The sequence below is a fragment of the Cryobacterium sp. TMT4-31 genome, from assembly GCF_004403385.1.
Classification (GTDB): domain Bacteria; phylum Actinomycetota; class Actinomycetes; order Actinomycetales; family Microbacteriaceae; genus Cryobacterium; species Cryobacterium zongtaii.
This window is the reverse complement of sequence record NZ_SOGI01000036.1, coordinates 19,548-38,745: the sequence shown is the minus strand read 5'-3', so window position 1 is coordinate 38,745 and position 19,198 is coordinate 19,548. Positions and strand designations below refer to the sequence as shown.

Below are 19,198 nucleotides of genomic sequence, written 5' to 3'. Positions count from 1 at the left end.
TGCACTGCGCGAGCATCCGTAAAATAAGCGCATGGTGGGAATGCAGGACCGAGTCATCCTCGACGTCACCGTTCAGGAATGGGAGGCCTACCTGGCCGGCGAGCCCGATGACGGCGGCGTGCGCCTGAAGCTGCGTAAGAAGAACTCGAAAGCTTCGGGAATGACCTGGTCGGAGGCCCTGGACGTGGCGCTCTGCTACGGCTGGATCGACGGTCAGACCAACCGGCTCGATGACGACTACACTCTCACCGGCTTCTCACCGCGACGCAAGAACAGCCCGTGGTCGCAGATCAACCGGGAGCACGTGGCGCGGCTCATCGACGAGGGGCGGATGCGGCCGGCCGGGATCGCGGAGATCGAGCGGGCTCAGGCGGATGGCCGGTGGGACGCCGCCTACCGGCAACGGGATGCCGTCGCCCCGCCGGACCTGCAGGCGGCCCTGGACGCCGACCCGGCGGCGGCCGCGTACCTGGCCTCGCTGACGAAGGTGGACCGGTTCAGGATCTACTTCCGGCTGGCCAACATCAAAACCCCCGCGGTGCGGGCCGCACGTATCCGGGACGTGGTCGAGAAGGCCGCCCGCGGCGAACAGCACTACCGCTGACGGCGAGTTGCCCGCGGGTGGCTACGCCGTCCCGCCGGGCACGAGCAGGCCCGACTCGTAGGCGACGATCACCAGCTGGGCACGGTCGTGCGCGCCGAGCTTGGTCATCATGCGGTTCACGTGGGTCTTGGCGGTGTGCGGGGAGATCACCAGCTCCTCGGCGATCGCGCTGTTGGCGTGGCCGCGGCCCACGAGCAGCAGGATCTCCCGCTCCCGCTCGGTGAGCAGTGCCAGTGCCGGCGGAACCGAGAGCGCGGCCGGCTCGACGGGCGCCGTGTACCTGTCGATCAGGGCCTTCGTGGCGCGCGGCGAGAGCAGGGCGTCGCCGCCGTGCACCGTGCGGATGGCGTTCATTAGGTCGGGCGCCTCGGTTCCCTTGCCGACGAATCCGCTGGCGCCCGCGCGCAGGGCCTGCAGCACGTACTCGTCTTCCTCGAAGGTGGTGAGCACGATGATGCGGGTGCCGGCCAGCTCTGGGTCGGCGCAGATCGCCGCGGTCGCCTGGATGCCGTCCATCACGGGCATCCGGATGTCCATCAGCACGATGTCCGGGCGCAGCGCCCGCACCAGATCCACGGCTTCGCGCCCGTTGCCGGCCTGCCCGGCCACGCTGAAGCCGGGCTCGTGCGACACGAGCTCGGCCACGGCTGTGCGGATCAGGGACTGGTCGTCGGCGAGAACCACGGAGATCATGAGGAACCATTCGGTCGGGGGTCTGCGGGTTCTCTCGGAACAGGTGCGTCGGCGCCGGCCGGTGTCATGGTGTCGGCGGGATCGGTGGGCAGCCAGGCGGTGAACCTGAAGACCGGGCCGGGGCCCCTGGTGGCGGTGAGCCGGCCGGCCACCGACCCCACTCGTTCCCTGGCGCCGAGCAGACCGTGCCCGGCGCCGGCCGCGGTGTCCGCCGCCGCCGATCCGACGCGGGGTTGCGCGGCCACGGTATTGGTCACCGTGATCTCCAGGCCCGCCGGCCGGTAGTCCAGGTGCAGCAACGCGGTGTGGTCGGCGCCGTGTTTGTGCGCATTCGTCAGCGCCTCCTGCACCACCCGGAACGCCACCATGTCGACGGCGCCGGGGAGCGGTCTCGGGGTGCCGGCCAGCCGGTGCTCCACGCGCAGCCCGCTGCGTTCGAAGTCGATCAACAGCGGTTCCAGGTCGGCGAGCCCGGCGACGGGAGCCGACGCCAGGCCGGTGCCGCCGGCATCCGTGGCGCGCAGCACGTTGAGCAGGCTGCCGATCTCGCCGAGTACGGTGCGCGCGGCCGCACGGATGGTGGCCAGCGACGTCTCGGCGTCGTCCGGCCGGTCGGGCAGCGCCTGGGAGGCGACGCTGGAGTGCAGGTTGATCACCGCGATCTGGTGCGCGAGCAGGTCGTGCAGGTCGCGGGCGATGCGCAGGCGCTCCTCCGCCACCCGGCGCAGGGCCTCGGACTCCTTGGTCTCCTCGGCACGGCGGGCCCGCTCGGTGATGCCCCGGATATAGGCGGCGTGCGACCGGTTTGCATCGCCGGCGGCGGTGGCGAACCCCACGAACGCCGCCAGCTGCAGCATCGCGCGGGCGTCGTGCCAGGACGAGTCGAGGAAGGCGAGGGTGGCGGCGGCCAGGAGCACCACGGTGCAGCCGGAGAAGAGCAGCGAGGTGCGCCGGGGCATCCGCGCGGCCACGGAGAACACCCCGACCAGAACGGCCAGCAGATACGACACGATCGGCCCATCCACCGCCAGGCCGAGCACGCAGGCCACCACGGCCACGGAGGCGCCGACCAGCGGTGCTCGCCGGCGCAACAACATCGACCCGGCCGAGGCAGCCACCAGCACAGCGGCGGCGGGGCTCGAGAACACGGTGCCGCTGAAGTCGGTGCCCGCGAAACCGGGGCCGAGTACGAGCAGAACCGCGAGCAGGTCGCGCAGCCAGAACGGCAGCCGCGACAACGGCGAAAAGGTGCCAGGGGCCGGATCGGCACTGCCGCGGCGGGGGAGCGGCAGGCCGGGGCCGGTCTCGGATGCACGCGTGCGCTGGCTCGGCATACTGTTCCTCCCGCCCGCGGATCGGGTCAGACCCATTCTGTCAATCGATCCGGGCGGAGGCAGCCCGCTGGCGCGGGTGCCCGGCGTACTGCGTTGGTGGTACGCCGGGGCCGGCACCGGCAGAAACCGTGTCAGCGGCGGTACCGGCAGGTTCCTACGGCCGGAGGACGCCGGGGCCTGGACACGTCCGGGAGACTGGAGTCGTGTCGTTGGGCCGGTCGCGAAGTGGCCGGTTGAACGGCACGCCAACCCCCGCTGCCCGCCGACGCGCAGCCCGCACAACACAGCGGCACCCGCCGCATCCACAGGAGAGCCCAGCCATGACCGTGCCCATTCTCGCCGCCCGCGACATACACAAGTCGTATGGCCGCGGCGCCACCCGGTTCGACGCCCTCAAGGGGGTCTCGCTCGACATCCACCAGGGCGAGTCCATCGCCATCGTCGGTAAGAGCGGGTCGGGCAAGTCCACCCTGATGCACCTGCTGGCGCTGCTCGACAACCCCAGCTCCGGTGCTGTCGAGCTCAGCGGCCGCGATGCCAGCGCGCTGAGCGGCAAGGTCGTCAACCAGACCCGCAACGAGACCTTCGGTTTTGTGTTCCAGCAGTTCTTCCTCACCCCCAACACCAGCGTGCTCGACAACGTGACACTGCCGCTGCAGATCGCCGGCATCGGCGGCGCCGAACGCAAACGCCGCGGGATGGCGGCCCTGGAGCAGCTGGAACTGGCCGACAAGGCCAAGAACAAGGCCACCGACCTCTCCGGCGGCCAGAAGCAGCGGGTGGTGATCGCCCGGGCGCTGGTGAACAATCCCAGCGTGATCTTCGCCGACGAACCCACCGGCAACCTCGACTCCGCCACCGGCAAGGTCGTGGAGGACATCCTGTTCTCGCTGCAGAAGGACAACGGCATCACCCTGATCATCGTGACCCACGACGAAGACCTCGCGGCGCGTTGCGACCGTCGGGTGTACATCCGCGACGGCCTCATCGTCGATAGCCTGCACGCGGTGCCCGCCACCCCGGCCTCGGCCACGAGCACCGGGGAGGTGCGCGCATGAACGCCTTCGACCTGATCCGCTCGGCCGTCAGGAACAGCCTGCGCAGCAAGACCCGCACCACCCTCACGGTGCTCTCGATCTTCATCGGCGCGTTCACCCTCACTCTCACCAGCGGGGTCGGCACGGGAATCAACCAGTACATCGACACCACTGTCGCCTCGATCGGCGCCGACGACGTCATCACGGTCACCAAGGCGGCCGAAGACAGCACGGATGGTCCGGTCGAGTACGATCCCTCCGCGGTCGCCATCGATTCCCCGAACTCGCCACCCGGCGCTCCGGGATCCAGCCTGATCGCGCTCACCTCCGACGACCTCGACACGATCGGCGCCGTTGACGGCGTCCTCTCCGTCCAGCCGCAGCTGAGCGTGAGGCCCGACTTCGTCCAGGTGGCCGACGGCACCGCCTACGAGGCCAACGTGGGGAGCTTCATCCCCGGCATGGCGCTGGACCTCGCCGCGGGCGCAGAACCCGACGCGGAAAGCAGCGACTACCAGGTCGCCATCCCGGTCTCGTTCGTCGCGCCCCTGGGCTTCGCGGATGACGCCGACGCCCTGGGCGCCACGCTCACCCTGGCCATCACCGACGTCGCGGGAACCCAGTCCGAGCTGACCGCCACCATCGTCGGCGTCTCAGAGGAAGGCCTGACGGGCTCGACGGCGTTCACGGCCAACGAGGTGCTCACCGAGGCGCTCTACGACGCCCAGAGTGTTGGCCTGTCCGAGACCAGTAAGGACAGCTACGCGCAGGCCGTCGTCCGGTTCGATCCGACCGGTAGCGAGGCCGACCTGGCCACGCTCAAGGCCGACCTGACCGACCTGGGCTACACCGGCACCACGGTGGAAGACCAGATCGGCTCCTTCAAGGCCGTCATCGACGGCATCGTGCTGGTGCTCAACGCCTTCGCCGTGATCGCCCTGCTGGCCGCCGGCTTCGGCATCGTCAACACGCTGCTGATGAGCGTGCAGGAGCGCACCCGGGAGATCGGCCTGATGAAGGCCATGGGCCTGGGCGGCGGCAAGATCTTCGGCCTGTTCAGCCTGGAGGCCGTGTTCATCGGCCTGATGGGCAGCGCGCTCGGTGTCGCCGTGGGCATGCTGGCCGGCACCGGCGCCAACGCGCTGCTGGCCGACACCCTGCTGGCCGACCTGCCCGGGCTCACTCTGGTGGCGTTCGACCCGGCGGCGCTCGCCACGATCGTCCTGGTGGTCATGGGCCTGGCGTTCCTGGCCGGCACCATCCCGGCGCTCCGTGCCGCTCGTCAGGACCCCATCGAGTCGCTCCGCTACGAGTAGCCGCGTAGCCGGCAGCGCTCGGGGCCCGCATCCGCTCACGCGGGTGCGGGCCCTTGCGCGCGCGCCGGCCACGCGCTGAGATGGCCGGTATGAAGGTGACGAGCGTAACCGTAGGCCTGCCCGTTCGCGATCTGCCGGCCGCCGAGCGTTGGTACCGGCGGGTGTTCGAGGTGTCCACTCCCTCGGTGGAACCGGCCCCAGGGGTGATCGAATTTGTGGTCGGTCCCATCGACCTGCAACTCAGCGAGGAGCCGCCGAAGCGCACGGGCGCCCAGGTCACCCTGCGGCTGGGCGTGCCAGACGCCTCCGCCGAGTACGAACGCCTCACCGGGCTGGGCGTGATTCTCGGCACTCTCGAGCACGTGCCGGGGGCCGTGGACTACTTCGACTTCACCGATCCGGACGGCAACGCGCGCAGCATGTACTCCCTGAACGCCTGACCCGGCCGGCGCCGGCCCGTCGGCGTCAGTCGGCCGGGGTGCGGTCGGGTTCGCCCTGCTGGTAGGCATCCGGGATGCCGTCACCGTCGGCATCCACCGCGTCGGCCTGTTCGATGCGGCGGTAGAGGCGATTGCGGGCGCGCAGGATCACCGAGGCGAGCAGGGCGGCGGTGATCGACGCCACGAGGATACCTACCTTGGCGTGGTCGTTGGTGAGAGAGCCGGCACCGAAGCTCAGGTCGGCGATGAGCAGCGACACCGTGAAGCCGATGCCCGCCAGAACCGCCACGCCGATCAGGTCGATCCAGCGGAGCGCCGGATCGAGCTTCACCGGGGTGAGCCTGGTCATCAGCCAGGTGGTGCCCACGATGCCCACGGGCTTGCCGAGCACGAGGCCCACGATGATGCCGATCGCGACGGGGTCGGTGAGGGCGCCCACCAGGCCGTCCCAGCCGCCCACGGTGACGCCGGCGGAGAAGAACGCGAAAACCGGCACGGCGAAACCGGCCGAGAGCGGGCGGAACCGGTGTTCGAAGGTCTCCGACAGGCCGGGCCCCTCCTCGGCGGCCACGCCCGGGCGGGTGCGGCGGTGGATGACCGGCACGGCGAAGCCGAGCAGCACACCGGCCACGGTGGCGTGGATGCCACCGGCGTGGACGAGTGCCCAGGTGGCGAAGCCCAACGGCAGCAGGATCAACCAGGCCGCCCAGGCCCGATCGGCGAAGAAGCGCCGGTACTTCTGTGCCAGGAAGGTGTACAGGGCCAGCGGGATCAGGGCGAGCAGCAGCGGGCCGACCTGCACGTCGTCGGAGTAGAACACGGCGATGATCGAGATGGCCAGCAGGTCGTCGACCACGGCCAGGGTGAGCAGGAAGATGCGCAGGGCGCTGGGCAGGTGCGAGCCCACGATGGCCAGGACCGCCACCGCGAAGGCGATGTCGGTGGCCGTGGGGATAGCCCAGCCCTGCAGGGTCTCCGGGCTGACCAGGTTGACGCCGGCATAGAACAGCGCGGGCACGGCCACGCCGCCCATCGCGGCGGCGACGGGCACGATCGCCCGGGACGGGGAGCGCAGGTCACCGGCCACGAACTCCTTCTTGAGCTCCAGGCCCACCAGGAAGAAGAAGATCGCCAGCAGCCCGTCGGCCGCCCAGGCGCCCAGGCTCAGCTCCAGGTGCCACGGCTCATAGCCGATGCGGAAATCGCGCAGGGCGAAGTAGCTGTCTGCGGCGGGCGAGTTGGCCCAGATCAACGCGACGGCGGCCGCGAAGACCAGCAGGAAACCGCCGACGGTCTCCTTGCGCAGGATCGCGCCGATGCGGAGCTTCTCGCGGTAGCTGCCGCGCGAGGGAACCGTCTGCGGGGCGGAAGGAATGGGGGTGTCGTGTGGCAAGGCACTCCAGAGGGTTTGGGGTCGGTCATGCGAATGCTGACCAGACTTCCCAGCTCACCTCAGGGTAGTTTACCGAAGTCTCCTGATCACCTCATGTAAACGCGGGGCCTCTCGAGTTCGTCCGTGTCGGCAGGGTGAGGATCTCGGCGCCGTCCTCGGTGATCGCGATCGTATGCTCGCTGTGTGCCGTGCGGCAGCCCGTCGCGCTGCGCAGGGTCCAGCCGTCGGCGTCGGTGATCAGCGCAGCCGTGTCCACCATGACCCACGGTTCCAGGGCCAGCAGCAGGCCGGGGCGCAGTCGGTAGCCGCGGCCGGGTCGCCCATCGTTCGACACGTGCGGGTCCTGGTGCATGGTCGATCCGATGCCGTGACCGCCGAATTCCAGGTTGATCGGGTAGCCCGCCGCGCTGAGGACGGAGCCGATGGCGGCGGAGATATCCCCGATCTGCGCTCCTGGCGCGGCGGCGGCGATCCCGGCGGCCAGGGCTCGTTCGGTCGCGTCGATCATCGTGACGCTCTCCGTGGGCTTCGAGTCGCCCACGAGAAAGCTGATGGCCGAGTCCGCGGCGATCCCGTTGGTGGACACGGCGAGGTCGAGAGTGAGCAGGTCCCCGTCGGCCAGGGCGTAGTCGTGGGGCAGCCCGTGCAGCACCGCGTCGTTGACTGACGTGCAGATGTAGTGGCCGAACGGCCCGCGGCCGAAGGATGGCGCGTAGTCGACGTAACAGGACGATGCGCCGGCCTCGACGATCATGGCCTGCGCCCACCTGTCGAGGTCCAGGAGGTTGGTCCCCACCGTGCTGCGGCGCTTGAGCGTGTGCAGGATGTCGGCGACCAGGGCGCCCGACTCTCGCGCTCGGGTCAGTTCGGTGGGGGTCAGGATCTCGATCATGCGGCACCTTTCACGGTAGACCAATAACTATACCGGCCATATTATCCCGGTAGAATCGGTGTCATGGTCAGATTGCCGCTCACACCCGCAGAGCTCGACCGTGGAGCGCGCCTCGGCGCCCTCCTGCGTTCGGCCAGGGGGGAGCTTTCGATGCTGCACACCGCGCTGTCTGCCGGCGTCTCGCCGGAGACCCTTCGGAAGATCGAGTCCGGCCGAATCGCGACTCCGGCGTTCCCGACCATCGCGGCGATCGCCGAGGTCCTCGGGCTCTCGCTGGATGCGGTGTGGGCGGAGATCAGCGAGCCCGGACGTGCCGCTGACAGAGTCGGCGCCGGCGCCTCCGAGCGATTGGCGTCCTGAGCCGCTAGTGCTGCTCGTCCTCGTCGACGAGCTCAAACGCGCGGTGCGCGGCCGGGGTTGCCACGGCCGCACCGATCAGGACGAGGACCACCGCCACGGCCGCGGCCGCGAGCACGAGGGGTCCGGTCGTGTCCTCGTCCGGACGCAGCGCGAGGACGGCGGCGCCGGTGAGGAACATGACCAGTCCGGCCAGGCCCACCGGGATCCGGGCGGCCCGGTGGCCGGCGATCCAGGCCGCCTCGGACATCATCAGGGCGCGCGTGCGGATGCCCGCCACCGAGTTGACCCCGAGTCGCCCGCGAGCGGCGGCCTCGCTGACCGCCGCCACCAGGATGCCGCCGAGCATGAGGACGATTCCCGAAACAATCATGCCTGGAGACTATCGGCCGGCTCGCTCCGGCGGCTCCGCCTAGGGAATGAGACGCTCGGCGCGGTACCTGGCGAACAGGTCCAGGAACGCCTGCTCGGTGTTGCGGTAACCGGTGAAGCCGGCCGCCCGGCTGCGGCCCATGTCGGCGAACACCTCCATGGTGCGACCGAGGTCGGCGTCGGTGTGCCACCAGGACGCCAGCCGGGTCAGGTCGGACTCGACGAGGCCGTGGCCGGCCACGATGCGGTCCCAGACCGGCTGGGCATCCGTCATCTGCGTCTCGAGCGGCCGCGGGGCGCCGGCGAAGCCCTCCGGCACGACGCCGAAGTGAGCGGCCAGGCGCGGCCAGAGCCAGCGCCAGCGGAAGGTGTCGCCGTTGACGATGTTGAAGGCGGTGTCCGCGGCGGCCGGGGTGGTGGCGGCCCAGACCATCTGGTCGGCGAGCAGGCCGGCGTCGGTCATGTCGGTGACGCCGTTCCACTGGGTCTCGGACCCCGGGAAGATGAACGGGCGATCCAGTTCCTTGCAGATGGCGGCGTAGACGGCCAGCGTGGAGCCCATGTTCATGGCGTTGCCGACGGCGTGGCCGATCACGGTGTGGGCGCGGTGCACCGACCAGGTGAAGCCGCGCGCCCGGGCGGCGGCCCAGAGCTCGTCCTCCTGCGCGTAGTAGAAGTTCTCCACCGACAGGCGCGGTTCGTCTTCGTGGAACGGGGTGTCGGGAACCTCGCCCTGGCCATAGGCCTCGAACGGGCCGAGGTACTGCTTGAGCCCGGTCATCAGGGCCACGTGCTGCACCGGGGCGTCAGCCAGGGCGCTGAGCAGGTCGCGCACCATGGCGGAGTTGACGACGATGTTCTCCGCCTCGGTGTCCTGTCGGAGCCACGCGGTGAAGAACACGTGGGTGGGCAAGTGTGGGGCCAGGGCGGTGCGCAGCGAGTCGACACTGCGGAGGTCGGCGCTGACCGGGATCACGCCGGGCCGCGCGGCGACGGGGGTGCGGGAGAGGGCGATGACGCTCCAGCCCTCGGCTGTGAGCAGGTCCACCAGCGCCGATCCGGCGATGCCGCTTGCGCCCGCGACGAGGGCGGTGCGACCGGGCTGGCTCGGGGTGCCGGTGGGGCCGGTGGTGTCGGGATCTGGAACGGGCAGGGCTTCGCTGGAAATAGGCATCACAGGAGGCAACGTCCCGACCGGTCGGGGAATTCCGTGCGGTGCCGTGCCGTGCCGTGCCGTGCGGTGTGGTGTGGTGCGGTGCGGCGGACGGGTCAGCTCCGGCCGGCACTTTGCCGGAGAGGGGGAGCGCGCCTACCGTGTGCGACGTCGGCCGGGGCGCCACGCGGCGCCTGCCGCGGCGTGATGTTCCTCGTTGTGCGGGCCACGCGCCGTTATGCGGGCGGCGCGCCACCCGCATAACGGCGCCTACCCCGCATACTGCAGGCGGGCCGGGCCGGGCCGAGCCGAGCCGGGCCGAGCCGCGCCGCATCCGCCGCCCGGCTCAGGCCACCGAGTACCGCACGCTCATCTCGTGGCCGGCACCCGGCGCCAGGGTGATCGCGTTGTCGCGGATGTTGCAGGTCTCCACGCACACCATGCCGGTGTACTCGTTGTCGCCGAAGTCGGCCATCGCGGCGGCCTTGTCGATCCACGGGTTCCACACGACGGTGCTCGCCGAGCCCTGCTTCGTGATGGTGATCTGCCGGCCGGTTGCGGTATCCGTCACTGTCGTGGCGGCCGTGCTGTCCAGGTAGATCCGGTCGGTTTCGGCATCGAAGCGCACCGGCTCGCTCTCGGCGGGGCGCGGGCCGGTGAGGCGGTCGGTGAACGGGGCGCCCTCCAGACCCGACACCTCGGTCTGGCGGATGTCGGCGACGGCGAGGTAGGTGTGCAGGGCCTCCTCGTAGCTCAGCTGCGCCGTGTCGAGGTTGGTGACCTGCAGCGAGAGCGCCAGCTGGGCACCGACGGTGACCGTGTAACGCGCCTCGAACCGGTGTGGCCAGGCCGACGCCCGGGTAGCCTCCGTGTCGGTGAGCACAAAGACCAGCACCACGTCATCGCCGGCTTCGCGCGCCTCGGCGAGCCGCCAGTCGGCCAGGCGGGCGAACCCGTGCGACGGGGCTGTGGCATCCGTGGGGTGCGCGCCGAACCAGGGGAAGCAGATCGGTACCCCGCCGCGGAGCGGTACCCCCGGCGCGTATTCGCTCTGCTCGCTCATCCAGATCACCGGGCTGCCGCCGGTGGGCGCCCAGGCGCTCACATGTGCGCCGCGGAGGTAGATCTCGGCGGAGCCGGCGCGAGCGAACACGCGGGCCACGGCGAGGCCGCCCTGACCCATCCCCAGTTCGACGGATGACGGCAGTTCGGGTAGTTGCGAGTCGATGGCAGACATGATGACCTCCGTGGTCGATGGGCGTGATCCCATCCTAGGAACCTGGACCTCTTTGGGCCCCTTGCGGAGGAAGGTAGGATCACCTTTCGAGCGACGGAATGGGCCGTATCGGGTCTCACAACGGGCGCGCCGGAGAATCATCCCGATCGGAAGGATCCCATGCAACTGCTCCTCCTTGCCAACTGCACCAGCCCCGGCCACGGTTACCTCGAGCACGCGCTGCCCGAGATCCTCGCCTTCCTGAACGGGGTGACCGAGATCACCTTCGTGCCCTTCGCCGGCGGTGACCACGATGCGTACACGGCGACTGTGCGGGCCGCATTCGAGCCGCACGGCATCGGGGTGCGCAGCCTGCACGAGGCCGCCGACCCTGTCGCCGCTGTCGCGTCAGCGCAGGCGCTCTTCGTCGGCTGCGGCAACACCTTCCGCTTGCTCGCCGCCCTGCAGCGACTCGGACTGATACCGGTCATCCGCGCGCGGGTGCAGAACGGTCTGCCCTACCTGGGCTCCAGCGCCGGCGCCACCATCACCGCGCCCAGCATCCGCACCACCAACGACATGCCCATCGTGCAGCCGGAGTCGTTCGAGGCGCTCGGCCTGGTGCCGTTCCAGATCAACCCGCACTATGTGGACGCCGACCTGGTCGGGGCCCACGCCGGAGACTCCCGGGAAACCCGCCTGACCGAGTTCCTCGACGAGAACGACGTGCCGGTGCTGGGCCTGCGCGAGGGCACCCACCTCAGTGTCACGTCGACCCTCGCCTGCGCCCTCGCCGTGGTCGGCGGCGGCCCGGCCGGCCTGCTCTCCACCGAGCCGGGCATCGTGTTCGAACGAGGACGCGCGCCGCACAACGTCGCTGGAGACGTCAGCCCACTGTTGGTGCGGCGCCCCCGGTACGACCGCCCGCTGGCGACGGCGGTGAGCTGAGCCGGCTGATCAGGGTGAGGGCGGCGGCGGTGGCGAGGTCACGGTCGTGGGTCAGCACGAACTCGTACGCGCCCTCGCCGTGGTTGTCGGGATCGACCTCGCGGGCGGCCAGGACGGCGGCGAAATCCGCGGTGAGCACCACGATGTCCCACTCGTCGAGCAACGGGTCGGTCGGGTCGATCTGGGCCACGCGGATGCCGTTGGCCCCGTCGAGGCCGGCATCCCCGGCGACGTAGACCGCCACCAAGCCGGCCGTCCCGGCGAGTGTCTCGTAGCGTCGCCGGGTGGCGGGGGTGAGGTTGGGGTGGTGCTGGAACGTCGAGAGCACCACGGCCGAGTCGCCGCTGGCCAGTGCCCGCGATTCCAGGAAGATACTCATCTGCACCAGCAACGCCCGGTTGGACGACCGGGAGGTGCGCAGCGGAGCCACCACACTGTACGGGGTGCCGCTGGTCGGCAGCGACGCCGAGGGGTCACCGGGGAAGCTGATCCCGGCGAGTGCGGCGGCGTTCGGGACCTCGGCCACCGGGCGGCCGAAGAGCCAGCCCTGCCCGTAGGTGGCTCCGAGCGCGCGAGCGGTCACCCGGTGTTCCTCGGTCTCGATGCCCTCGGCAAGCACCACGGCCCCGGTGCGTTCGGCGTGCGCGGCGACGGCGCTCATCACCCGGGCGGCGTCCTGGTCGGGGCGCTCACGGATGAGCGCCATGTCGAGCTTGATCAGGTCGGGCGCCAGCAGCGGCAGCAGGGCGAGCGAGGCCGGATCGGCGCCGAGGTCGTCCACGGCGATGCGGTAACCCATCGCCCGGGCCCGGTCGATGGCGTAGAACAGTCCGGCCGGGTCGTTCATCAGTGCGCGTTCGGTGACCTCGAGCACAGCGGGCGCCGGCGGATGCGGTGCAGTGGTGAGGTCGGCACGGCGCAGCGATCCCGGCTCCACATTGACGAAGAGCGTGTGCGGAGTGGTGAAGCCCTGTTCGGTGGCGGTGTGCACGCTTGACAGCCAGCAGGCCAGGTCGAGATCGCCGACCCGGCCCAGCTCGTGGGCGCGGTCGAAGAGCGCGACCGGATTGTGGAACACGGTGTCGACCGGACCCCGGCTGAGGGCCTCATATGCGACGACGGTGCCGGAGTCGAGCTCGACAATGGGTTGGAACCTGCTGCTGATCAGCCTGTCAGCGAGAATCTCGCTGAACAGGGCGTCGGACTCGCGCTCGCTCGTCGTCGTGCCCACAGCGCCCCCCATCAGCGCCGGGGCGCATCGTTCTGGCAGTCTACCGACGCGCTGAGCCCGCCCTGACCCGCAGATCGCCGCCGCCGGCATCCGCTCGGCTCAGGCGGGTGGCGGCGCGTCGGGCGCGAAACGGTAGCCCATACCGGCCTCGGTGAGCAGGTAGCGGGGCCGGGACGGGTCGGGCTCGAGCTTCTTCCGCAGCTGGGCGAGGTAGAGCCGCAGATAGCCGGTGTCGGTCATCTTGTGTTGGCCCCAGACCTCGGCGTAGAGCGCCTGCCGGCTCACCAGTTTGCCCGGTGTGCGCAGCAGCAGCTCGAGGATCTGCCACTCGGTGGGGGTCAGCCGCACGTGTTCCGGCCCGGCGGCCGTGGCTCTCGTGATGGTCTTGGCCGGCAGGTCCACCGTGATGTCACCGAAGGTGACCACCGGTTCGTCGCCGCTGGTGGGCATCCGGCGAGTGAGGGCCCGGATGCGCGCCAGCAGCTCGTCGATCGAGAACGGCTTGGTGACGTAGTCGTCGGCGCCCCGGTCCAGGGCCTCCACTTTGTCGGAGGCACCGCTGCGGCCGCTCACCACCAGGATCGGCACGCTGTTCCAGGCGCGGACAGAGTCGATCACAGCGAGCCCGTCGAGGTTGGGCATGCCGAGGTCGAGCATCACCAGATCGGGGTGCTGCTCCACGATCGCGGCCAGCGCGGTACGACCGTCGTGTGCGGTGACGATCTCGTAACCGCGGGCGCCGAGAGTGATGCGCAGGGCCCGCAGGATCTGCGGGTCATCGTCGGCGATCAGGATCTTCATGGGCTGACCTCGTTGCTGGCCGAGACTGCGGTGGACGTGACGGTCGGCAGGGTGATCACCATGGTGAGTCCGCCGCCAGGGGTGTCATCGGCTTCGAGGGTGCCGCCCATGCCCTCGACGAATCCCTTGGACAGGGCCAGGCCGAGACCCAGACCGGTGGCGTTGTCGGTGTCACCGAGCCGCTGGAACGGCACGAACACGTCGCCCCGCCGGTCGGCCGGGATGCCGGGTCCCTGGTCCATGATGCGCAACTGCACGGTGTCGGCGAACCGGCTGGCCGACACCCTGGCGGGTGTGCCGGCCGGCGAGAAGCGGATGGCATTGGTGAGCAGGTTCACCACCGCGCGTTGCAGCAGGCCGGGGTCTGCGAGCACCGGAGCGGTCTCGACCGGCAGGTCCAGCTGCACGGTGTCCGGCCCGAGGCCGAGCTCGTCGAGGGCCGGCAGCACCACGTCGGCGAGGTCGACGGGCCCCAGCGACACGGCCAGCGCCCCGGCCTGCAACCGGCTCACGTCGAGCAGGTTGGTCACCAGCGAGGCGAGGGTGTCCAGGCTTTCGCCGGCCGTGGCGAGAAGCTCGGTGCGGTCGCTGTCGGTGAGGGTGATGTCGGTGGCCCTGAGCCCGCTGATGGCCGTGGTCGCGGCGGCGAGGGGCCGGCGCAAGTCGTGACCGACGGCGGCGAGCAGGGCGCTGCGCATCCGGTCGGCCTCTTCGAGCGGGCCGAGTTCGCTGGCCGTCTGGGCGAGATCGCGGTGCTCGAGGGCTGCATCGATCTGGCTCGCGATCACGCTGAGCAGCCGGCGTTCGGATGCGGCGAGGTCGGGTCCGGATAGCTCCAGGGTGGCCCGGCTGCCGATGGGCACCATCGTGGCCGGGGGTGCCGGAACGTCCGAAGCGCCCGGCGCCGCCGCATCCGCCGCGCTCGCCTCGACCAGCACCGCGCCGCCGGCGAGCAGCCGCACTCTGTCGAGGCCGAACGCCTCCCGGGTGCGGGTGACCAACGCCTGCAGGGCGTCCTCCCCGCGCAGCACACTGCCGGCCACGGTGGCCAGCAGCTCGGATTCGGCCGCCGCCCGTCGGGCCGTACGGGTGCGCCGGGCCGCCTGGTCGACGACGTAACTCACCAGCAGGGCGTTGACGAGGTACAGCGAGAGGGCGAAGAGGTGCAGCGGTTCGGCCACGGTGACCGTGTACAGCGGTTGCACCAGGAAGTAGTCCAGGGTGAGGCCGGACAGCAGGGCCGCGAACAGGGCCGGCCAGAGCCCGCCGACAAGCGCGACGACCACCACGAGCAGCTGGTAGCTGAGCACGTCGCTGGTGATCGACTCCTCGCTGCGGAAACTGACCAGCAGCCAGGTCAGCAGCGGCCCGCCGATCAGGGCCAGGGCGAAGCCGGCCAGGCGCCGCCGCACGGTGAGCGACCCGCCGAGCCTGGGCAGCACGAACTTCCCGCCGGCCGCGGAGTGGGTGACGATGTGCACGTCGATATCGCCCGATTCGCGGGTGATGGTGCTGCCGATGCCCGGCCCGGACAGCGCCGCGGTGAGCCGGTTGCGCCGGCTCACGCCGATCACGAGCTGGGTGGCATTGGCGGCGCGGGCGAACTCCACCAGCGCCCGGGGGATGTCGTCGCCGACGACCTGGTGGTAACTGCCGCCGAGCTCCTCCACCAGCGCCCGCTGTGTCGCGAGCGCGCCCGGATGCGCCGCGGCCAGGCCGTCCTGGCTGATCACGTGCGCGGCGACGAGCTCACCGCCGGCCGAGCGGGCCGCGATGCGGGCGCCTCGGCGGATGAGGGTGTCGCCCTCCGGCCCCCCGGTGAGCGCAACGACCACGCGTTCGCGGGCCTCCCACTTGGTCGAGATACCGTGCTCTGCCCGGTAGCTCTGCAGGGCGGTGTCGACCTCGTCGGCCAGCCAGAGCAGCGCCAGCTCACGCAGGGCGGTGAGGTTGCCGAGCCGGAAATAGTTCGACAGGGCCGCGTCGATGCGGGCCGCCGGGTACACATTGCCCTCGGCGAGCCTGTCGCGCAGCGCCTGCGGGGCCAGGTCGACGACCTCCACCTGGTCGGCGGCGCGCAGCACCGCATCCGGCAGGGTTTCGCGCTGCGGCACCCCGGTGATCTGCTGCACCACGTCGTTGAGCGATTCGATGTGCTGGATGTTGACGGTCGAGATCACGTCGATGCCCGCCGCCAGCATCGCCTCCACGTCCAGGTAACGTTTGGGGTTGACCGAGCCGGGCGCGTTGGTGTGCGCGAGCTCGTCGACCAGGGCGATCTCGGGCCGGCGGGCGAGCACGGCCGCCAGGTCGAGTTCGCTCAGCTGGATGCCGCGGTGCTGCACGAGCATCCGCGGCACCACCTCGAGTCCCTCAGCCAGGAGCGCGGTGGCCGCGCGGCCGTGGGTTTCCACGATCGCCACGACCACGTCCCCGCCCTCGCCCTGCAGTCGGCGGCCTTCTTCGAGCATGCTGTAGGTCTTGCCGACGCCGGGGGCGGCGCCGAGCAGCACGCGCAATCGACCGCGTTTCATGGGTTACCTCACCTACCGGAATCGAGCGTTGCGAGCTCGAGGTTCAAGTTGAGCACATTCACGGTCGGTTCGCCGAGATAGCCGAGGTCACGGCCCTGTTCGACGGCTTCGACCAGGGCGCGCACCTCGGCCTCCGGCAGGTCGCGGGCCGCCGCGACCCTGGGCACCTGCAGCAGGGCGTAGGCCGGGCTGATGTGCGGGTCCAGGCCGGACGCGGACGCGGTGACGGCATCCACGGGGATCTCGTCGGCCGGCACCCCGTCGAGGTCTTCGATGGCGGCCTGCCGGTCGCCGATCGCCTGGATCAGGTCGGGGTTCTCCGGCCCCCAGTTGCTGCCGCTGGAGGCGCTCGCGTCGTAGCCGTCTCCGGCCGCGGACGGGCGGGACTGGAACCACTCGGGCAGGGCCGCGCCGTCGGCATCCGTGAAGGACTGCCCGATCAGGCTGGAGCCGACCACGGGTGACCCGTCGCCGGCTGAGACGAGCGAGCCGTTGGCCTGCCCGGGCACGCCCAGCCGGCCGACCAGGGTGATGCTCAGCGGGTAGGCCACGCCGAGCACGACGGTGAAGACGAGCATGGCCCGCAGGGCCACCCAGTAGGGCCGGGCCAGGGGGCCGGTGCGGGGGCGGGAGGCGCTCATGAGGTGATCCGTTTCGGTTGGTATGGCAAAGAGAACGAGAGCATGGTGGTCAGAATCCCGGCAGCAGCGACACGACGAGGTCGATCAGCTTGATGCCCACGAACGGGGCGATCACTCCGCCGAGCCCGTAGATCAGCAGGTTGCGGCCGAGAACGCTCGACGCGCTCGCCGCCCGGTACTTCACGCCGCGGAGCGCCAGCGGGATCAGCACGACGATGATGATCGCGTTGAAGATGATCGCCGACAGGATCGCCGAGGCCGGTGAACTCAGCTGCATGATGTTGAGCACCGCCAGGCCCGGGAACACCCCGGCGAACATGGCCGGGATGATCGCGAAGTACTTGGCGAGGTCGTTGGCGATCGAGAAGGTGGTCAGCGCCCCGCGGGTGATCAGCAGCTGCTTGCCGATCCGCACGATGTCGATCAGTTTGGTGGGGTCAGAGTCGAGGTCGACCATGTTGCCGGCCTCTTTCGCGGCGGAGGTGCCGGTGTTCATCGCCACCCCCACGTCGGCCTGAGCCAGCGCGGGCGCGTCGTTGGTGCCGTCGCCGGTCATCGCCACGAGGTTGCCGCCCTCCTGCTCCCGGCGGATGAGGGCGAGCTTGTCCTCAGGGGTGGCCTCGGCGAGGAAGTCGTCGACGCCGGCCTCGGCCGCGATGGTGGTGGCGGTGAGGGCGTTGTCGCCGGTGACCATGACGGTGCGGATGCCCATCGAGCGAAGCTCCGCGAAGCGCTCCTTGATGCCCTCCTTGACGATGTCCTTGAGGTAGATCACGCCGAGCACGGTGCGCTCGCCGGATGCTGCGGGGGTTTCTGATGCGCCGGTGGCGACCACGAGTGGGGTGCCGCCCAGCCGGGAAATGCGCTCCACCTCGAGGGTCAGCTCGGCTCTCACGCTCGCCGGCACCGGGCCGGCCTCGCCCACCCAGGCCAGCACGGCGGAGCCGGCGCCCTTACGGATCTGCCCGCCACCAGCGCCGTCGCCGGCGCCGATGACAGCGAGGTCGATGCCGCTCATGCGGGTCTGCGCGGTGAACGGCACGATGTCGCCGGCCAGGCTCTCCGGCCGGTGGAAGCCCCGTTCTGCGGCGAGGTCCACGATCGACTTGCCCTCCGGGGTGGGGTCGCTCAGCGAGGAGAGCGCGGCGGCCCGCACCAGCTCGGCCTCGGTCACGCCGGTCAACGGCGCGAACTCGCGGGCCTGCCGGTTGCCGTAGGTGATGGTGCCGGTCTTGTCGAGGAGCAGGATGGTGACGTCGCCGGCCGCCTCGACGGCCCGGCCCGACATGGCCAGGACGTTCCGCTGCACGAGCCGGTCCATGCCGGCGATGCCGATCGCCGAGAGCAGGGCGCCGATGGTGGTGGGAATCAGGCAGACCAGCAGGGCGATGAGCACGGGCAGGCTCACGGTGGCGGCGGAGTAGCTCGCGATCGGGTTGAGGGTGAGCACCACCACCAGGAACACGATGGACAGGCTGGCCAGGAGGATGTTCAGCGCCATCTCGTTGGGGGTCTTCTGTCGGGCCGCACCCTCGACGAGGGCGATCATTCGGTCGACGAAGGTCTCACCGGGCTTGCTGGTGATGCGCACCACGATCCGGTCGGAGAGCACTCGGGTGCCGCCGGTGACGGCGCTGCGGTCGCCGCCGGATTCCCGCACCACGGGGGCGGATTCGCCGGTGATCGCGGATTCGTCGATGGAGGCGATGCCCCAGACGATGTCGCCGTCGCCCGGCACGAGTTCGCCGGCGGTGACGATCACGGTGTCGCCGAGGCCGAGGTCGGCCGAGGAGACGGTCTGCACCCTGGCGCCCTCGGCGCCGGGGTTGGTGTCGGGCTGGTAGTCGAGCACCTGGGTGGCGTTGGTGCTGGTGCGGGTCTGCCGCAGGCTGTCGGCCTGCGCCTTGCCGCGGCCCTCGGCCACGGACTCGGCCAGGTTGGCGAAGATCACGGTGAGCCAGAGCCAGAAGGCGATGCCCACGGTGAACGAACCGGGCACGGCGGAGCCGCCGGAGTCGCCCGGGCCGCCGAGGAACGGTTCGGCCACCGCGAGAACGGTGGTGAGCACCGCGCCGATCTCGACGATGAACATCACCGGGTTCCGCCACATCAGGCGCGGATCGAGCTTTCGCACCGCGCCGGGCAGCGCGGCCACGAGCTGGCCGGAGCTGATCGCCTTCTTCGGTGCCGGCTTGTGCGACGGCTGAGTGGGGGTGTCTATGAGAGTGGTCATGGC

The 19,198-nt window shown here is 70.5% G+C and carries 18 protein-coding genes; 6 read left to right on the top strand and 12 right to left on the bottom strand.

What is annotated here, in order from left to right; genetic code table 11:
* Positions 1-31 precede the first annotated feature (31 nt).
* The gene (locus E3T19_RS08725) at positions 32-604 is read left to right on the top strand and encodes a YdeI family protein (RefSeq protein ID WP_103460177.1); all 573 of its coding nucleotides are present in this window, start codon (positions 32-34) and stop codon (positions 602-604) included.
* 21 nt (positions 605-625) lie between these two features.
* Here E3T19_RS08725 and E3T19_RS08720 read toward each other — a convergent pair whose 3' ends face one another.
* Complete coding sequence (locus E3T19_RS08720) at positions 626-1,297, bottom strand: response regulator transcription factor (RefSeq protein WP_088457724.1); 672 nt, start codon at positions 1,295-1,297, stop codon at positions 626-628.
* A complete protein-coding gene (locus E3T19_RS08715; RefSeq protein ID WP_166788840.1) occupies positions 1,294-2,631 on the bottom strand; it encodes a sensor histidine kinase in 1,338 nt (445 codons plus the stop codon). The genes E3T19_RS08720 and E3T19_RS08715 overlap by 4 nt, the downstream gene beginning before the upstream one ends.
* A gap of 320 nt (positions 2,632-2,951) precedes the next feature.
* Here E3T19_RS08715 and E3T19_RS08710 point away from each other — a divergent pair, with 320 nt between their 5' ends.
* The 3 genes from E3T19_RS08710 to E3T19_RS08700 all read left to right on the top strand — a co-directional run bounded on the left by E3T19_RS08710 (position 2,952) and on the right by E3T19_RS08700 (position 5,424).
* The gene (locus E3T19_RS08710; protein ID WP_103460180.1) at positions 2,952-3,689 is read left to right on the top strand and encodes an ABC transporter ATP-binding protein; all 738 of its coding nucleotides are present in this window, start codon (positions 2,952-2,954) and stop codon (positions 3,687-3,689) included.
* The gene (locus E3T19_RS08705; RefSeq protein WP_134408618.1) at positions 3,686-4,984 is read left to right on the top strand and encodes an ABC transporter permease; all 1,299 of its coding nucleotides are present in this window, start codon (positions 3,686-3,688) and stop codon (positions 4,982-4,984) included. The genes E3T19_RS08710 and E3T19_RS08705 overlap by 4 nt, the downstream gene beginning before the upstream one ends.
* Before the next feature lie 89 nt (positions 4,985-5,073).
* Entirely contained in the window at positions 5,074-5,424 is a 351-nt protein-coding gene (locus E3T19_RS08700; protein WP_134408617.1) for a VOC family protein, read from the top strand.
* A gap of 25 nt (positions 5,425-5,449) precedes the next feature.
* Here the strand turns inward: E3T19_RS08700 and nhaA are convergent, their stop codons facing one another.
* Both nhaA and map read right to left on the bottom strand, forming a co-directional pair.
* Positions 5,450-6,817 carry a Na+/H+ antiporter NhaA gene (gene nhaA / locus E3T19_RS08695; protein ID WP_103460181.1) on the bottom strand — a complete coding sequence of 456 codons (1,368 nt, stop codon included), beginning with the start codon at positions 6,815-6,817 and terminating at the stop codon, positions 5,450-5,452.
* Positions 6,818-6,908: 91 nt separating this feature from the next.
* Positions 6,909-7,709 carry a type I methionyl aminopeptidase gene (gene map, locus E3T19_RS08690; protein WP_088457718.1) on the bottom strand — a complete coding sequence of 267 codons (801 nt, stop codon included), beginning with the start codon at positions 7,707-7,709 and terminating at the stop codon, positions 6,909-6,911.
* Between the two features lie 63 nt (positions 7,710-7,772).
* On the opposite strand from map, the gene E3T19_RS08685 reads away from it, so the two are divergent.
* Complete coding sequence (locus E3T19_RS08685; protein WP_134408616.1) at positions 7,773-8,069, top strand: helix-turn-helix domain-containing protein; 297 nt, start codon at positions 7,773-7,775, stop codon at positions 8,067-8,069.
* A 4-nt stretch (positions 8,070-8,073) separates the two neighbouring features.
* Here the strand turns inward: E3T19_RS08685 and E3T19_RS08680 are convergent, their stop codons facing one another.
* From E3T19_RS08680 to E3T19_RS08670, 3 genes are all read right to left on the bottom strand, one after another.
* Positions 8,074-8,439 (bottom strand): SdpI family protein, encoded by a 366-nt coding sequence (locus E3T19_RS08680; protein WP_134408615.1) that lies wholly within the window; start codon positions 8,437-8,439, stop codon positions 8,074-8,076.
* Positions 8,440-8,478: 39 nt separating this feature from the next.
* Positions 8,479-9,612: an SDR family oxidoreductase gene (locus tag E3T19_RS08675; protein WP_134408614.1), complete on the bottom strand. Its 1,134-nt coding sequence runs from the start codon at positions 9,610-9,612 to the stop codon at positions 8,479-8,481.
* 325 nt (positions 9,613-9,937) lie between these two features.
* Positions 9,938-10,828, bottom strand: a complete 891-nt coding sequence (locus E3T19_RS08670) for a D-hexose-6-phosphate mutarotase (RefSeq protein WP_166788839.1) — start codon at positions 10,826-10,828, stop codon at positions 9,938-9,940.
* A gap of 159 nt (positions 10,829-10,987) precedes the next feature.
* Here E3T19_RS08670 and pepE point away from each other — a divergent pair, with 159 nt between their 5' ends.
* A complete protein-coding gene (pepE, locus tag E3T19_RS08665) occupies positions 10,988-11,755 on the top strand; it encodes a dipeptidase PepE (protein WP_134408612.1) in 768 nt (255 codons plus the stop codon).
* Here pepE and E3T19_RS08660 read toward each other — a convergent pair.
* The 5 genes from E3T19_RS08660 to kdpB all read right to left on the bottom strand — a co-directional run bounded on the left by E3T19_RS08660 (position 11,694) and on the right by kdpB (position 19,195).
* Entirely contained in the window at positions 11,694-12,986 is a 1,293-nt protein-coding gene (locus E3T19_RS08660; protein ID WP_166788838.1) for an EAL domain-containing protein, read from the bottom strand. The two genes, pepE and E3T19_RS08660, sit on opposite strands and share 62 nt — an antisense overlap.
* Before the next feature lie 99 nt (positions 12,987-13,085).
* Positions 13,086-13,787 carry a response regulator gene (locus E3T19_RS08655; protein ID WP_103460188.1) on the bottom strand — a complete coding sequence of 234 codons (702 nt, stop codon included), beginning with the start codon at positions 13,785-13,787 and terminating at the stop codon, positions 13,086-13,088.
* Positions 13,784-16,321 (bottom strand): ATP-binding protein, encoded by a 2,538-nt coding sequence (locus E3T19_RS08650; RefSeq protein ID WP_134408610.1) that lies wholly within the window; start codon positions 16,319-16,321, stop codon positions 13,784-13,786. Before E3T19_RS08650 ends, E3T19_RS08655 begins: the two co-directional genes overlap by 4 nt.
* An 8-nt stretch (positions 16,322-16,329) precedes the next feature.
* Positions 16,330-16,962 (bottom strand): potassium-transporting ATPase subunit KdpC, encoded by a 633-nt coding sequence (gene kdpC, locus E3T19_RS08645; RefSeq protein WP_134408609.1) that lies wholly within the window; start codon positions 16,960-16,962, stop codon positions 16,330-16,332.
* A 49-nt stretch (positions 16,963-17,011) separates the two neighbouring features.
* On the bottom strand, positions 17,012-19,195 hold the full coding sequence (kdpB, locus tag E3T19_RS08640) for a potassium-transporting ATPase subunit KdpB (RefSeq protein ID WP_134408608.1): 2,184 nt from the start codon (positions 19,193-19,195) through the stop codon (positions 17,012-17,014).
* Positions 19,196-19,198: the final 3 nt, after the last annotated feature.

Bases quoted from the DNA above. Each gene is read 5' to 3' on its own strand.
- E3T19_RS08725 (WP_103460177.1), top strand. From the start codon at position 32: ATGGTGGGAATGCAGGACCGAGTCATCCTCGACGTCACCGTTCAGGAA.
- E3T19_RS08720 (WP_088457724.1), bottom strand. From the start codon at position 1,297: ATGATCTCCGTGGTTCTCGCCGACGACCAGTCCCTGATCCGCACAGCC.
- E3T19_RS08715 (WP_166788840.1), bottom strand. From the start codon at position 2,631: ATGCCGAGCCAGCGCACGCGTGCATCCGAGACCGGCCCCGGCCTGCCG.
- E3T19_RS08710 (WP_103460180.1), top strand. From the start codon at position 2,952: ATGACCGTGCCCATTCTCGCCGCCCGCGACATACACAAGTCGTATGGC.
- E3T19_RS08705 (WP_134408618.1), top strand. From the start codon at position 3,686: ATGAACGCCTTCGACCTGATCCGCTCGGCCGTCAGGAACAGCCTGCGC.
- E3T19_RS08700 (WP_134408617.1), top strand. From the start codon at position 5,074: ATGAAGGTGACGAGCGTAACCGTAGGCCTGCCCGTTCGCGATCTGCCG.
- map (WP_088457718.1), bottom strand. From the start codon at position 7,709: ATGATCGAGATCCTGACCCCCACCGAACTGACCCGAGCGCGAGAGTCG.
- E3T19_RS08685 (WP_134408616.1), top strand. From the start codon at position 7,773: ATGGTCAGATTGCCGCTCACACCCGCAGAGCTCGACCGTGGAGCGCGC.
- E3T19_RS08680 (WP_134408615.1), bottom strand. From the start codon at position 8,439: ATGATTGTTTCGGGAATCGTCCTCATGCTCGGCGGCATCCTGGTGGCG.
- E3T19_RS08675 (WP_134408614.1), bottom strand. From the start codon at position 9,612: ATGCCTATTTCCAGCGAAGCCCTGCCCGTTCCAGATCCCGACACCACC.
- E3T19_RS08670 (WP_166788839.1), bottom strand. From the start codon at position 10,828: ATGTCTGCCATCGACTCGCAACTACCCGAACTGCCGTCATCCGTCGAA.
- pepE (WP_134408612.1), top strand. From the start codon at position 10,988: ATGCAACTGCTCCTCCTTGCCAACTGCACCAGCCCCGGCCACGGTTAC.
- E3T19_RS08655 (WP_103460188.1), bottom strand. From the start codon at position 13,787: ATGAAGATCCTGATCGCCGACGATGACCCGCAGATCCTGCGGGCCCTG.
- E3T19_RS08650 (WP_134408610.1), bottom strand. From the start codon at position 16,321: ATGAAACGCGGTCGATTGCGCGTGCTGCTCGGCGCCGCCCCCGGCGTC.
- kdpC (WP_134408609.1), bottom strand. From the start codon at position 16,962: ATGAGCGCCTCCCGCCCCCGCACCGGCCCCCTGGCCCGGCCCTACTGG.
- kdpB (WP_134408608.1), bottom strand. From the start codon at position 19,195: ATGACCACTCTCATAGACACCCCCACTCAGCCGTCGCACAAGCCGGCA.